A 14,433-nucleotide genomic window follows, 5' to 3' on the forward strand; every position below is an offset into this window, starting at 1 on the left:
GCGGCATCCACGCCTGGCGTGGATCTACCTGGGAACCCGTGGCGGTTGATCGAATCCACGCAGGACGCGAAGCCCCTGTAGAGCCGAGCGTGGGCTCGGCTCTACAGCAGGGTCAGGCGATACGTGCCTCGCGGCGGCGATGCACCCAGTAGTACAACGTGGGCAGCACCAGCAGGGTCAGCAGCATCGCCGACAGCAGGCCACCGATCACCACCACCGCCAGCGGCTTCTGGGTTTCGGCACCGATCGCGTGCGAGGTCGCCATCGGCAGCAGGCCGAACATCGCCAGCAGCGCGGTCATCAGCACCGTGCGCAGGCGCTGCAGCGAGCCTTGTACCACTGACTGCAGCAGGTCCATGCCCTGCTCGCGCAGCTGGGCGAAGCGACTGAGCATCACCACGCCGTTCAGCACTGCTTGCCCGAACAACGCAATGAAGCCGATTGCCGCCGACACTGACAGCGGAATGCCGGTCAGCCACAGGGCCAGGATGCCGCCGATCATCGCCAGTGGCACGTTGGCCAGGATCAGCGCGGCGCTACTGATGTCCTTGAAGGCATCGAACAGCAGCACGAAGATGATCAGCACCGACAGCGGAATCACCCAGCCCAGCCGCTTCATCGCCCGCTGCTGGTTCTCGAACTCGCCGGACCACTCCAACTGGTAGCCCTCCGGCAACTGTACGCTGGCCTCCACGCGCTTGCGCATGTCAGCCACCACGCTGCCCATGTCACGCCCGGCGATGAAGATGCTCACCGCCTTCACCCGCTGCGCGTTCTCGCGCGAGATGTTGATCGCGCCGCTGGCCATGCGGAAGTCGGCCACGTCGGACAGCGTCACCGTGTGGCCATCGCCGATGCCGACCGGCACGGTGCGCAAGCGCTGCAGGTCGCGGTCGGCGTCGTCCAGGCGCAGCGTGATCGGGAACCTGCGGTCACCTTCCCACAGTTCGCCGACCTGGCGCCCGCCCAGTGCGGTCTCGATCACCTCGTCGATGTCGCGCACGTTCAGGCCGTAGCGCGCGGCGCGGTCGCGATCGATCTCGATCTGCAGTTGCGGCAATGAGCCGTCGCGGTCAATGAAGGCGCTCTCCACGCCCTCTACGCTACGCACCTGGCCGAGGATCGCCTGCGCCTGCTGGTTCAGCACGTCCAGGTCGGAACCGCTGACCTTGATCACCACCTGGCCCTTGATCTGCGAGATGCTCTCCAGGATGTTGTCGCGCACCGGCTGCGAGATCGAGAACTCAGGGCCCGGAATGCGCTGCTCCAGCGTACGCTGCAGATCACTGACCAGCTGCCGCTTGTCCACGCCTTTCGGCCACTCCTTCTCTGGTTTCAACGCCACCAGCGCCTCGATCTGGTTGGCGCCCTTGGCATCGGAACCGTCTTCCGGGCGTCCCAGCTTGGCCACCACCGTCGATACCTGCGGAAAGGTGCAGACCAGCTCACGGATGCGCCGCGACTGCTGCTGCGCCTCGGCCAGGCTGGTGCTCGGGTCGAGCGTGGCGGTCAGCCAGATCGACCCTTCGTCCAGCTCGGGCAGGAACTCCGAACCCAGCCGCGTGCCCAGTGCCAGCGTGCCGACCAGCAGCGCAACCGCGGTCAGGACCACTGCACGCGGGCGGGTCAGTGCGCGCTCCAGGACCGGCCGGTACCAGCCGGTCAGGCGGTCCATCAGCGGATTGCCGTCGCGCATGCGGTCGCGCCGCAGCCACCAGTAGCAGAACAGCGGCACCACGGTCAGCGCCAGGATCAACGCACCGATCAATGCCGAGGTCACCGAGTACGCCATCGGCGCGAACATGCGGCCTTCCTGGCGCTGCAGGGTGAAGATCGGGATATGCGCGGCGATGATGATCAGCATCGAGAAAAACGTCGGCCGGCCCACTTCCGACGCTGCCGAAAGAATGGTCGAGAACCGTGTCTTCCGGTCGGCCGTGGGTGGCAGCTTCGACAATCGCGAGACGATGTGCTCGGTCACGATCACCGCGCCGTCGATGATGATGCCGAAGTCCATCGCACCCAACGACAGCAGGTTGGCCGGCACGCCCCACAGATGCAGGCCGAGGAAGGTCGACAGCAGCGCCAGCGGCATCATCGCCGCCACGATCAGCGCGGCACGGGCGTTGTACAGGAACAGCCACAGCACCAGGAACACCAGCACCGCGCCTTCCAGCAGGTTGCTGAAGACGGTTTTCAGCGTGGTCGAGACCAGCCACGAGCGGTCATAGAACGGCTCGATGCTGACCCCGGCCGGCAGCTGGTTCGCCTCGATCTCGGCGATGCGCGCATGCAGGGCGTCGAGCACGTCGGAGGGATTCTCGCCCTTGCGCATCAGCACCATGCCGAACACCGCATCGTCATTGCCGTCCTGGCCGACCAGACCCTGCCGGGGCAGGCCGGTGTCGGCGACGCTGGCCAGGTCACGCACCAGGATCGGCGTGCCCCCGCGCTGCGCCACCACCACGTTGCCGATGTCGGCCGGCGAACGCATCAGGCCCACGCCGCGGATCAGGAACTGCTGCTGGCCGCGTTCCACGTAGCCGCCGCCGGCGTTCGAGCTGCCCTTCTCCAGCGCCTCGGCGAATTCACCCAGGCTGATGCCGCGGTCACGCAGCTTGTCCAGGTCCGGCTTGACCTGGAAGGTCCGCGCGAAGCCGCCGAAGCTGATCACATCGGCCACGCCCGGCACGGTGCGCAGGCTGCGCTCCATCGTCCATTCCTGCACGGTGCGCAGCTGGGTCGGCGTCATGTGCGGGCCCTTCAGCACGTACCGGTAGATCTCACCCACCGCCGAACTCATCGCCTCCAGTTCCGGCGTCACCCCTTCCGGCAGCTCCACCCCCTGCAGGCGCTCCAGCACCTGCTGGCGCGCGAAGTAGTCATCGGCCTTGTCGTCGAAGGTCAGGATGATCATCGACAGGCCGAACTGCGTATGCGAGAACACCCGCACCGAATGCGGGATGCCGGACAGCGCCACTTCCAGCGGCATCGTCACCTCGCGCTCCACCTCTTCGGCGGCACGGCCCGGGTGCAGTGATACCACCGTCACCTGGGTGTCGGACACATCCGGAAAGGCTTCCACCGGCAGCACGCGGAACGCGGCGATACCCGCGCCGATGAACAGCAGCAGTGCCAGCATCACCATCAATGGCTGGCGCAGGCAGTATGCAATCAGGCGGTCGATCATGGCGCAGCGTGCCCCGTGCCGGTGCTGGCAGCGGCCGGCGCGCTGTCCACCAGCTGCTGCAGCAGCAGCCCGCCTTCAACCACCACCCTGGCGCCCTGGGCCAGGCCCTCGCGCACCCACAGGCGGCCATCGCCCAGTTCCTCGGCATGCACGGCGTGGCGCGCGAAGCGGCCCTTGGCCTCCTCCACGAACACCACCTGCTTGCCGTCGATCAGCAGCACCGCAGCATCGGGCAGCGAGACACCGCCCTCGGCCGGCACTGCCACCTGCGCACGCACGTACTGGCCCGCCTTGAAACCGCGTGCACGGTTGTCCAGCTCGGCGCGCGCCTGCACCACGCGGCGCTCGCTGTCGACGAAGTCATCCACGTGCTGCAGGGTCGCCTGCAACGGTTGGCCATCGGCGCCGGGCACACTCACCTGCATGCCCGCCTTCAGGCGTCCGGCCAGGCGCTCGGGAACATCCAGCAGCAGCCACAGGCGGTCCGGATCGCCGATCACCGCCAGCGGCTGCTCGCTGTCGGGGCTGACCGCCATGCCCGGGCTCATCCGCCGCTCCACCAGCACGCCATCGATCGGCGTGCGCAGCGGCAGGCGCTGGTCCACGTGCTGGCCATTGCCATACGCCTTGGCGAAGGCGGTCGCGCGCGCGTGATCGGCCTGGCTGGCGGCGAAGTTGGCCTCGGCTTCGTCCAGTTCTCGGCCGGACGCCACACCCGCTGCGTGCAGCTCGCGGGTGCGGTCCAGTTCCCTGCGGGCCTGCTGCAGCTGCGCGCGACCACGCACACCATCAGCCTGGGCCTGGCCGAATTCGGGCGAGGTGATCCAGGCGATCACCTGGCCTGCCTTCACCTTCTGCCCAGGTTGTGCCTCGATGCGCGCGACCTGCCCTGCCAGCGGGGTGCGCAGCGCACTGGAGCGGGTCTCGTCCCAGACCACGCGGCCCGGCAGCTGCAGGTTGGCGCTGGCGACCGCGGTCACCGCCTCGCTGCGCAGTACATCCAGCTGGCGGCTGCTGGCGGGAAACTGGATCTGGCCGGCGCTGACCTGTGGCGCGTCCTCGGTGTACGACGCCGGTTCGCGGCCGCAGCCGCCCAGCAGGGCCAGCGCCAGCAAGGCGGGCAGCACGGCATGTCGCGCCTGCGGGCGGCAAGCGACGGTGAACTTCATCGAGACTCTCCTTCTGCAACGGATGTGGCCGCTTCCCAGCGCGCCAGGGCAATGGCATGGTCGGCACGCGCCTCGATCAACGCGGCTTCGAACTCGCGCCAGCTGCGGCGCGCGTCAAGCAGATCGGTCAGGCTGGCGGCGCCACGGCGGTAGGCCAGTTCGATGCCCTGCACCGCCTTGCGTGCGGCATCGGACTGCAGCCCTTCGTAGTCGCTGCGACGCTGCGCGGCCGACCGCGCGCTGGCCTGCAGCTGGTCCAGTTCAGCGCGCGCTTCGCGCTGCAGTACCTGCAGTTCCAGCGCCGCACTGTCACGCTCGGCTTCGGCGCGCTGGATCGCGCCGCGTGCACGTGACGGGCCGCCGAGCGGAATCGTCAGCGATACGCCCCAGGTGACACCGCTGATGTCGGTCGGCTCGCGCTCGGCCTCCACTCCCAGCTGGATGTCGCGGTGGCGCTCGCTGCGCGCCAGGGCCACACCGGCGTCGGCGGCGACCAGGCGTGAACGCGCCGCGCGCAGGTCGGCGCGCCGCTGCGGGTCGAACGCGCGTGTATCGGCGATGTTGCCTGGATCTGGCCATGGATCATCGGCGCTGAGGTCATGGCTGTCGTCACGGCCAAGCAGCAGGGCCAATGCATGCCGCGCATCGCGCAGGTCCAGCGCGGCCTCGCGCGCCGCATCGGCCACGGCGAGGTCGTCCACCGCCAGTCGCGCACGATCCACCGGTGCCATCGCCCCAGTGGCGACCTGCTTGTCAGCGGCGGCCAGCTGCTCGGTCGAGCTCTGCCGGTTGGCCTCGGCGATCCGCACCCGCTCCTGTGCGCCCTTCAGTCCGAAATAGGCTTCATGCAGCGCCACCTGCTGGCGGCGTCGCGTGTCGAGCATCTCCAGCCCGGCCACCTGCAGCAACGCGTCAGCCTGGCGGATGCGCAGCGCACGCTTGCCGCCGCGTTCCCAGGTGAAACCCAGGCCCAGCGTGCTGTCCATCCGCTTGTCCCGCCAGCGCCCCGGGCCGATGCCGTGCTTCGGGCTGATCTTGCTGCTGCCGATCGACAGCTCGGCCGCTGGCCGCAACGCGGCGGTCTGCGCATCGCCCTGCACCCCGCGCAGTTCCAATGCCATCGCGCGCAGGTCCGGGTTGTACGCCTCCATGGCGCGCTGCGCTTCCGCCAGCGACAACGCTGAAGCCACGGGTGCGCACAGCAGAGCGGCCAGCGCGGCCGCAAGACGAGGGGAGAAATTCATGCGCGTCACGGTAAGGTGACGCACTTGCGCCAAACTTGCCCCAACCTTGCACGAAGCTTGCAATGCGAATCCTGCTGATCGAAGACGACGCCGCTCTGGCCGATGGACTGATCCGCGCCCTGCAGGGCGCCGGCCATCTGTGCGACCACCTTTCGCGCGGCCTGCACGCGCCGGCTGCACTGGCCAGCGCGCCGTATGACGTGATGGTGCTCGACCTTTCATTGCCCGATGTCGACGGCCTCGACCTGCTCTCGCGCCTGCGCAACGACGGCGTCACCCTGCCGGTGCTGATCCTGACCGCGCGCGACGGTGTTGAGGACCGCATCCTCGGCCTCGACCGGGGTGGCGACGATTACCTGGCCAAGCCATTTGCACTCGGTGAGCTGGAGGCGCGCCTGCGTGCGCTGTCACGCCGCCGCAGCGACGCACCGGCACAGAAGCGGCTGGGCCGGTTGTGCTTCGACAGCATCCGCAATGAAGTGCAGGTGGAAGGCCAGCGCATCGAACTGACCGCGCGCGAGCTGTCGCTGGTCGAGGCACTGATGCAGCATCCCGGCCGCACCGTCACCAAGCAGCGCCTGTTCGACGCGCTGTACAGCTGGGACCACGAGGCCAACCTGTCGGTGATCGAAGTGCATGTCAGCCGCCTGCGCCGCAAGCTGGAGCAGGCACGCGCCGGCGTCGGCATCCGCATGTTGCGTGGCCTGGGGTATCGGCTGGAGGCCGGGGGTGACTGAGCGCGTGCACAGCCTGCGGGGCCTGCTGCTGCGTCGCCTGTGGCTGCCCTTGCTGGTGCTGCTGCTGTGCAGCGCGGTCGGTTCATTCGCGCTGGCCCGCTTCTACGCCGGCCAGGTCTATGACCGCTGGCTGCTGGACTCGGCGATGTCGTTGTCCGAGCTGGTGAAGGTGCAGGATGGGCGTGCCTCGATCGAGATCACGCCTGCGGTGTCGCGCATGTTCACCTGGGATACCGCTGACGAAGTGCATGGCGAAGTGGTCGACGCCGCGGGCGGGCGCCTGTATGGCGACCTGCCCGAAGCGCTGCCCCGCCCCGCGATCGCTGCCGGCAGCGACGATGCCGTCTACTACGACGCGCGCCTGCGTGGGCAGCCGGTGCGCATGGTCGAAGTCGTGGTCAGCGCCGGGCCGGGCCACGATATCCGCCTGCGCGTGGCCGAGACGCTGCGCAAGCGCCATCGCCTGGAGCGCAAGCTGCTGCTGACCAGCATTCCGTTCCAGGCCGCGATCCTGGCGCTGGCTGCGTGGCTGGCCTGGTCCGGTACCGGCGCGGCTGCACGCCACGCCAACCAGGTGGCGCGGCGGTTGGCCAGCCCACGCCCCGACCCGCTGGCACCGCTGGAGCCGGCGCAGGAGGCGCCGCGCGAACTGTGGCCGGCGGTGGAGGCCTACAACGCCCTGCTGCAGCGACTGGACGCCATGCAGGCCGCGCAACGGCGCTTCGTCAGCAACGCCGCGCACCAGCTGCGCACGCCGCTGGCGGCGATGCAGGTGGAGCTGGAGAGTTCATTGCGGCAACAGGATCCGCAGGCCCAGCAGCTGGCGCTGTCCGGCACGCTGGCCGGGTTGGCGCGGCTGCAGCACCTGGTCAACCAACTGCTGATGCTCAGCCGTTCGGAAGATCCCCATGGCAGCGTACTGCCGCTGCAGCCGCTGGACCTGGCCGCGCTGGCGCGGGGCGTGGTCGAGCGCTACGCCGACCGTGCGTTGGCGGCCGACGTGGACCTGGGTTACGACGGACCCGACGACGGTGTGCAGGTGCAAGGTGATCCGCAGCTGCTGCGCGAGGCGCTGGGCAACCTGCTGGACAACGCGCTGCGCTACGGCGCGGCGCCCGGTGTGACTACCCTCGGCGTTCGGCAGGACGCGGGCGGCGTGCAGGTATGGGTGGACGATGACGGCACCGGTATCGCCGAAGACGAGCGCGCGCGCGTCACGGAACGCTTCTACCGGGCCAGCAGCGAGGGCGACGGCTGCGGGCTGGGGCTGGCGATCGTGGCCGAGATCGCGCAGCGGCATGGTGCGATGCTGAAGATCGAAACGGCGCCGCTCGGTGGCGCGCGGGTGGGGGTGCGGTTCCGTTCGCGTTGACGTCCTGCGTGCCAACCAAGGTTGGCACCTACCAGGTGCGGGGCAATGACGGCGGCAATGCGGCGCCGCTCCGCATCATCGGCTCATGGAATACGGCGCCTGCGCGCCCTGTCCCGGCCAGTCCTTGTTCGGCTCGGCCTGCATGCGGAAGCGCAGTTCGCCGCCCGCCAGGATTTCGTCATGGCGCAGGAAGGTGCGCTGCAGCGGCTTGCCGTTGAGGCTCACGCTGCCAACGTACGTGTGCTTGTCATCCAGGCCCTCGGCCACGATGGTGAACGTCTTGCCGTTCGGCAGACGCATCGCGGTCCTGGGCAGGAACGGACGGCCCAGGATGTACTCGCCCGAGCCCGGCGCCACCGGGTAGAAGCCCAGCGCGGTGAACACGTACCACGCCGACATCTGGCCGACGTCATCGTTGCCGGCCAGCCCATCGGGACGGTCGGCATACTGGGTGTCCATGATCTGCTTCAACCGCGCCTGGGTGCGCCACGGCTGACCCGCGTACGAATACAGGTAGGCCACGTGGTGGCTGGGCTCGTTGCCATGCGCATACCAGCCGATCAGGCCAGTGATGTCTTCCATGTGCTCGAAGATCGATGGATCCACCTTGGCGTTGAACACCTCGTCCAGGCGCGCGAGCAGCGTGTCGCTGCCCCCGTGCGCCGCCGCCAGCCCGGCGACGTCCTGCGGCACGTACCACGAGTACTGCCAGGCGTTGCCCTCGGTGTAGTCGGTGCCGTAGCCGCTGGCGCTGGGGTCGAACGGCGTACGGAAGCTGCCATCGCGCTTGCGCGCGCGCATGAAGCCGGTGTCCTTGTCGAACGCGTTGCGCCAGTTCCCGGCACGCTTGTCGAAAGTCGCCGCGATATCGGCCTTGCCCATCGCCTGCGCCATGCGTGCGATGGTCCAGTCATCAAAGGCGTACTCCAGCGTCTTGCTGGCCGCTTCGCCTTCCTCGTCGATCGGCACATAGCCCAGCTCACGGTACTGCGCGATGCCGTCGTACGGGCCGTAATTGGCGGTCTCGACCATCGCCTTCAGCGCCTTGTCGGCGTCGAAACCACGAATGCCCTTCACGTAGGCATCGGCGATCACCGGCACGGCGTGGTAGCCGATCATGCACCAGTCTTCCAGGCCATGGAACGACCACACCGGGAGCATGCCGTAGGGACTGTGCTCATGGTGCGCCAGCATCGAATTGACGAAGTCGCTGTTGCGCTTCTCCGGCTGCACCAGCGTCAGCAGCGGGTGCAGCGCGCGGTAGGTGTCCCACAGCGAGAACGTCGAATAGTGCGTGAAGCCGTTGGCCTTGTGCACCGCGTTGTCCGAACCGCGGTACTGGCCATCGGCGTCCATGAACAGCGTCGGCCCCAGCATCGTGTGGTACAGCGCGGTATAGGCACTGCGCCGCGCATGCTCGGGGGCATCGATATCGAGTACCGACAACGCCTGCGTCCAGTCCTGCTTCGCCTGCGCACGCACACGATCGAAATCGAAGTCGGCCACTTCCGCGTCGAGGTTGGCGATGGCACCGGCCTCACTGACCGGCGAGATGGCTACCTTCACCACCAGCGGTGCGTCCAGCTTGCCGAAGTTGAAGGTGCCGACCAGCTGCCGGCCTTCGATCTGGGCGCGCTGGGCCGGGTCCTTCTCGCCCGGCGGCGGGAAGCCCTTGTAGACGATGTCCTGCTCGGTGTTGTGCAGCTCATGCCCGGCCAGCGGGCGCGAGAAGCGCATGGCGAAATACAGCTGGCGGCCAGGGGCCCAGCCACGGGTTTCGCGGAAGCCGGTCACGGTGCCATCGGCGCGCACCCGCACCCGCGACCACAGCACCTTGCCCGGGTAGTCGTACATGCTGGTACGCATGTCCAGCAGCACCTTGGCGTCGGTGCCCTTGGGGAAGGCATAGCGATGCACGCCCACGCGGGTACTGGTGGTCAGCTCGGCACGCACCTTGTAGTCGTCCAGGGTGACCGCGTAGTAGCCCGGCTCGGCCTTCTCGTCAGCGTGGCGGAACCGTGAGGCGTAACCGCTGCGCGGCTTCTCCGGATCACCCCGCTCCAGCCCGGGGTTGCCGGTGAACGGCATCAGCAGGATGTCGCCCAGGTCCGAATGACCGGTGCCGGAAAAATGCGTGTGCGAGAAACCGACGATGCTGCTGTCGTCATAGCGATAGCCCGCTGCCCACCCATAGGCCTTTTCGCGCGGCTGGATGCGCGTGTCCGGGCTGAGCTGGACCATGCCGAACGGCACCGTCGCCCCCGGGTAGGTATGGCCTTCTCCGCCGGTGCCGATGAACGGGTCGACCGAGGCGTATGCCTTGTCGGCGACGGTTCTGGCTGGGGCCGCACTGGCCAAGCCGGAAGCGAACATCGCCGTGGCGGCGACAGCGATCAGGAGGCGACGGTCCAGCATGGGCATCGGCATTTGGATCGATTCAGGTGGTGGTCCGATCCTAGCACCGGCCCGGCCCTGTCGCATGCTGCAGTGCGGCCGCCGGAACCGGCACGATGATTTGCACGTAATTGCATGGCCGGACGACGAGCCGCCTCATAGCCTTCCGGTCTCCCGCTTCCCGATCGGTGCCAATACGGCAATGGATGTCCACACATGCACTTCTGAAAGACCGCGCCTTCGGAGCGGGAGAAAGCGAGACGAACCATCAATTGGTACGCAGCGCCTCGATCTGCCCAGGATGGCGCCGCAGCGTACATACCGCTGCCGGGATTGGAACCCCGTTTTGAGCTACGAGATCTGCTTGCCGTAACTACGGCGGGCGGTGTGCGGCGGCCGCATGGCCCTCCGGCTTTTCTCGTAGCTCAGCCGAAGTTCCAACCTCGCATCGCCCGCCACCCTTGCGGTGGCCCTCGCACCCAAGGAGTTTCCGCATGACCCAACGTCTGCTCAGCCCGGCCATGGAGTCGCTGTTCCAGCGCATCGAACACGCCCTCAACAGCGCCGAAGGCATGGCCATCCTCATCGGCGAGCAGTACGGCCCCGAGCCGAAGCCGCCCGCGCCGATGGGCTACAACGCCAAAGAGATCGCCAATGCGATGGTCATGCTGAGCCAGCATGGCCGGTCGTTGCTGCAGAAGCTGCGTGCGGAAGCGGAAAAGGTGACCTATCACTAGGCCGCCCTGCAGCCGAGCCTGCTCGGCGCCGTGCGCACCGCACGCAGCGATTGCTGCCTTCAATCGGGCAATGCGCCCTGCAAGGTGGCGAGGTCGGCGCTGTCGACCGGCCTCACCACGCGCGCCACTTCCTGGCCGTCATGCAGCAGCACCACGGTGGGCCACAGTTTTACCTTGAACGCACGCCCCAGCGGCTTTCCCTTGCCATCCTCGATCTTCCAGTGCACCAGATCGTGGGCATCCACAAACGCCTGGAGTGCGGGCTGGGCGGCCTGGCAATGGCCACACCAGGGTGCACCAAACTCCAGCAGCTGCCAGCCCGCCTGAGCTTCCACGTCCGCGCCGGCGGGCTCGGCCGCCGGATAGTCACGCATGAACGGCATGCCGGTTACGCCGCCAACGCTTTCTGGATATCCGCCAACGGAGCATTGGTCAGGTCCTTGGCAATATCGCCCAGCAGGCGGGCCTGGACCTCCTTGTGCAGCAGCGGGCGGATGCGGCCCAGCGTGGTCGGGTCTGCCACCAGCACCAGGTGTGCATAGCGGTTGTTGAGCGCATCTTCGTTCAACTGCTCGGCCACCTGCTTGGCGAACGTCGCCTCGTTGAGCTGCGAAATGGACATGTCCTTCGGCACCGCGCCGGCCGGGCCCTGACCAGAGACGCCCTGCTCGCTGATGTCCTGCAGGCGCAGCTCACCTTCCTGCTTCAACGCCAGCTGATGTTCGCTGCCGACGTTGGTGAACACGCGGGCCGAACCACCATCGGCGACGATGATCAGCGTGCCTTCGGGAATGCGACGGGTCATGCGATGCTCCTTCTCGATTGCGTTCAGCGCTACCGTAGACAGCGTGGCGTGAGCGCTGCGGCCAGAGTTCGTTCAACGCATGTCATTGCACGCTGCGCGGATGAACAGGCGCCATGGAACACAGCGTGCAGATCAGTCTGCTTCGCCGCACGCTCACGCCGATGCCGTTATGATGAACGGATGATCGACACGACCCACTACGTGACGGGCGCACCTGTTACGTGGGAAGCACTGCCGACCGGCGCTTCGCTTGCCACGATTGCTCCCGCCCTGCCGTTCCACCGCCTCGCGCTGGATCCTGGCGGATGACGCCCGCAGGCCCTCGGCCTGCACGCCCCACGCTGCTGTGACCTCCGGCCGCTGACGGCGCGACCGCTGTGATCCCGTTGCTGCGTTTCCGCCGTTGCGGCGGTGCGTTGCCGTGCGCGTGGCGTCGTGCCAGCACACATTCCCCGGCCCCCCACACCACTCACCGATGCCCCTGCGCCACCTGCGCCTGCATCGCCGTTTCCGATTTCCGGGACCTACCTCACCGCTCATTTCCCCTCTTCTGCCCACAAGGGAGCCCCCATGCAGGACACCCCCGATGCACATGCCCATTTCGGCTGGTTCAAGCGCCGCCGCCACCTGAAGGTCGATGAGATCACCGTCGTAGACAAGCCCATGCTCAAGCGCGCCGTCGGCGCGGCCGCACTCGGCAATGCCATGGAGTGGTTCGACTTCGGTGTCTACGGCTATCTGGCCGTCACCATCGGCCAGGTGTTCTTCCCGTCCAGCAATCCCACCGCGCAGGTGATCGCCGCGTTCGCCACCTTCACCGTGGCGTTCCTGGTGCGGCCGCTGGGCGGCCTGGTGTTCGGCCCGCTGGGTGATCGCTACGGCCGCCAGAAAGTGCTGGCGTTCACCATGATCCTGATGGCGCTGGGCACCTTTTCGATCGGCCTGATTCCCGCCTACGAGCGCATCGGCATCTGGGCGCCGGTTCTGTTGCTGCTGGCGCGCGTGGTGCAGGGCTTCTCCACCGGCGGCGAGTACGGCGGCGCGGCCACTTTCATCGCCGAGTATTCCACCGACCGCAACCGCGGCCTGATGGGCAGCTGGTTGGAGTTCGGCACGCTGGGCGGCTACATCGCTGGCGCCGGTACCGTCACCGCGCTGCACATGCTGCTGAGCAGCGGGCAGATGCTGGACTGGGGCTGGCGCATTCCGTTCCTGGTGGCCGGCCCGCTGGGCCTGCTCGGCCTGTACATGCGCATGAAGCTGGAGGAAACACCGGCGTTCCGCGCCTTCGCCGAGGAAGCCGAGAAGCGTGAGCACGAGCGGCCGGGGCTGGGTGCGCTGTTCCAGGTGCATGGCCGCCAACTGCTGGTGTGCATGGGCCTGGTGCTGGTGTTCAACGTCACCGACTACATGCTGCTGACCTACATGCCCAGCTACCTCAGCGTCACCATGGGCTATGCCGAGAGCAAGGGCCTGCTGCTGATCATCATCGTGATGCTGGTGATGATGCCGCTGAACATCGTCGGCGGGTTGTTCAGTGACCGGCTGGGCCGGCGCCCGATGATCATCGGTGCGTGCATCGCGCTGCTGGTGCTGGCCATTCCGTGCCTGCTGCTGGTCGGCAGCGGCAGCGACGGGCTGATCTTCCTCGGCCTGATGCTGCTGGGGCTGGCGCTGGTGTGCTTCACCAGCTCGATGCCGTCCACGCTGCCGGCGCTGTTCTACACCCCGGTGCGCTACAGCGCGCTGTCGATCGCCTTCAACGTGTCGGTGTCGCTGTTCGGTGGCACCACGCCGCTGGTGACCGCGTGGCTGGTGGAACGCACCGGCGACCCGCTGGTGCCGGCCTATTACCTGATGGGCGCGGCGGTGATCGGGCTGGTGACGATGCTGTTCGTGAAGGAAACCGCCGGCCTGCCGCTACGCGGTTCACCGCCGGCGGTCGGCAGCGAACGCGAAGCGGCTGCGCTGTTGAAGAGCGATGTGCCGGTGACGGTGGACCCGACCTTGCCGCCGCTGCCGGAGGCTTCAGAGGCCGAGCAGGTGAAGCCGGCCTGAGGCTCGGCGGGACCTGCGCTGTACAGCCGAGCCCGCGCCCGGCTGCCTTTCGGGGATCCGCCGGGCATGGGCCCGGCGCGACGCCACGTGCGACATCAATCACCCCGGGTGTTCAACGCCATCGCACGCATCACGATGGGCTTGGCCCAGCCGGGCGTGTGCAGCAGGTCGGCTACCGCAATCGGGTACTGCAGTTCGCCCGCGGCCATGGCCAGTACCGGCAGCGGCACCACGCAGCCGTCGGCATCGGCCGGCGCGCTGTTGTCGTAGACATGCAGCTCGGCCAGGTGCGGCAGCAGCTCCAGCAGGTTCGCGCGCGCCGAATCGAAGCGCGCGTGGATCTTCTCCACGGGAATGTCATGGCCACCGGCGGCGACCCGCGCGGCAACGCGGGCGATATGCAGCTCGACGTTGGCCAGGCCACAGAACCAGATGGCTACCTGGTGGTGGTCGCACGCCTCGCGCAGCAGGCGCGGGATAGTGTTGCCCCCCAGCGTGGTCTCGAAGGCGAAGTCGGTGCCATCGGCCATGGCCTGGCGCAGGCGGCGGGTGCCTTCCTGCCAGGCCTCGGCGTTCGCCTCCGGCAGCGGCCAGCCGGCATCGACGAGGCGGCGGGTGAAGGAATCCGGGTTGAACCAGCCCAGCCCTTCGGCGTTCAGCCAGGTACCCAGCAACGAACTTTTACCGGCGCCATTGACGCCGGCCAGCGCCAGGATGCGTCCCATCG

Annotated in this window: 12 protein-coding genes; 5 read left to right on the top strand and 7 right to left on the bottom strand. The window is 67.8% G+C overall.

Features of this window, described 5'->3' with window-relative positions:
• Nucleotides 1-112 precede the first annotated feature (112 nt).
• The 3 genes from LRM18_RS03605 to LRM18_RS03615 are packed head-to-tail and all read right to left on the bottom strand — an operon-like array spanning nucleotide 113 to nucleotide 5,603.
• Nucleotides 113-3,190, bottom strand: a complete 3,078-nt coding sequence (locus tag LRM18_RS03605) for a CusA/CzcA family heavy metal efflux RND transporter (RefSeq protein WP_270951186.1) — start codon at nucleotides 3,188-3,190, stop codon at nucleotides 113-115.
• Nucleotides 3,187-4,359 (bottom strand): efflux RND transporter periplasmic adaptor subunit, encoded by a 1,173-nt coding sequence (locus tag LRM18_RS03610; protein WP_074725244.1) that lies wholly within the window; start codon nucleotides 4,357-4,359, stop codon nucleotides 3,187-3,189. The genes LRM18_RS03605 and LRM18_RS03610 overlap by 4 nt, the downstream gene beginning before the upstream one ends.
• Nucleotides 4,356-5,603 carry a TolC family protein gene (locus LRM18_RS03615; protein WP_270951189.1) on the bottom strand — a complete coding sequence of 416 codons (1,248 nt, stop codon included), beginning with the start codon at nucleotides 5,601-5,603 and terminating at the stop codon, nucleotides 4,356-4,358. The genes LRM18_RS03610 and LRM18_RS03615 overlap by 4 nt, the downstream gene beginning before the upstream one ends.
• A gap of 62 nt (nucleotides 5,604-5,665) precedes the next feature.
• Here LRM18_RS03615 and LRM18_RS03620 point away from each other — a divergent pair, with 62 nt between their 5' ends.
• Both LRM18_RS03620 and LRM18_RS03625 read left to right on the top strand, forming a co-directional pair.
• Nucleotides 5,666-6,340 carry a response regulator gene (locus LRM18_RS03620; RefSeq protein ID WP_032962610.1) on the top strand — a complete coding sequence of 225 codons (675 nt, stop codon included), beginning with the start codon at nucleotides 5,666-5,668 and terminating at the stop codon, nucleotides 6,338-6,340.
• The gene (locus LRM18_RS03625; RefSeq protein WP_270951195.1) at nucleotides 6,333-7,712 is read left to right on the top strand and encodes a sensor histidine kinase; all 1,380 of its coding nucleotides are present in this window, start codon (nucleotides 6,333-6,335) and stop codon (nucleotides 7,710-7,712) included. Before LRM18_RS03620 ends, LRM18_RS03625 begins: the two co-directional genes overlap by 8 nt.
• A 75-nt stretch (nucleotides 7,713-7,787) precedes the next feature.
• Here the strand turns inward: LRM18_RS03625 and LRM18_RS03630 are convergent, their stop codons facing one another.
• Nucleotides 7,788-10,139 carry a GH92 family glycosyl hydrolase gene (locus tag LRM18_RS03630; RefSeq protein WP_270951197.1) on the bottom strand — a complete coding sequence of 784 codons (2,352 nt, stop codon included), beginning with the start codon at nucleotides 10,137-10,139 and terminating at the stop codon, nucleotides 7,788-7,790.
• A 461-nt stretch (nucleotides 10,140-10,600) separates the two neighbouring features.
• On the opposite strand from LRM18_RS03630, the gene LRM18_RS03635 reads away from it, so the two are divergent.
• A complete protein-coding gene (locus tag LRM18_RS03635; RefSeq protein ID WP_074725249.1) occupies nucleotides 10,601-10,843 on the top strand; it encodes a hypothetical protein in 243 nt (80 codons plus the stop codon).
• A gap of 59 nt (nucleotides 10,844-10,902) precedes the next feature.
• Here LRM18_RS03635 and LRM18_RS03640 read toward each other — a convergent pair whose 3' ends face one another.
• Both LRM18_RS03640 and LRM18_RS03645 read right to left on the bottom strand, forming a co-directional pair.
• Nucleotides 10,903-11,226: a thioredoxin family protein gene (locus LRM18_RS03640; RefSeq protein WP_049407275.1), complete on the bottom strand. Its 324-nt coding sequence runs from the start codon at nucleotides 11,224-11,226 to the stop codon at nucleotides 10,903-10,905.
• Nucleotides 11,227-11,231: 5 nt separating this feature from the next.
• Nucleotides 11,232-11,648 (bottom strand): host attachment family protein, encoded by a 417-nt coding sequence (locus LRM18_RS03645; RefSeq protein ID WP_014037377.1) that lies wholly within the window; start codon nucleotides 11,646-11,648, stop codon nucleotides 11,232-11,234.
• Nucleotides 11,649-11,828: 180 nt separating this feature from the next.
• Between LRM18_RS03645 and LRM18_RS03650 the strand changes: the two genes are divergently transcribed.
• Together LRM18_RS03650 and proP are read left to right on the top strand one after the other, a co-directional pair.
• Complete coding sequence (locus tag LRM18_RS03650; protein WP_259344776.1) at nucleotides 11,829-11,957, top strand: hypothetical protein; 129 nt, start codon at nucleotides 11,829-11,831, stop codon at nucleotides 11,955-11,957.
• Nucleotides 11,958-12,218: 261 nt separating this feature from the next.
• Complete coding sequence (gene proP / locus LRM18_RS03655) at nucleotides 12,219-13,706, top strand: glycine betaine/L-proline transporter ProP (protein WP_049467055.1); 1,488 nt, start codon at nucleotides 12,219-12,221, stop codon at nucleotides 13,704-13,706.
• Between the two features lie 95 nt (nucleotides 13,707-13,801).
• Here the strand turns inward: proP and LRM18_RS03660 are convergent, their stop codons facing one another.
• On the bottom strand, nucleotides 13,802-14,431 hold the full coding sequence (locus tag LRM18_RS03660; protein ID WP_270951211.1) for a hypothetical protein: 630 nt from the start codon (nucleotides 14,429-14,431) through the stop codon (nucleotides 13,802-13,804).
• Nucleotides 14,432-14,433 lie beyond the last annotated feature (2 nt).

This window comes from Stenotrophomonas sp. PI_27 (assembly GCF_027854495.1).
Classification (GTDB): domain Bacteria; phylum Pseudomonadota; class Gammaproteobacteria; order Xanthomonadales; family Xanthomonadaceae; genus Stenotrophomonas; species Stenotrophomonas pavanii.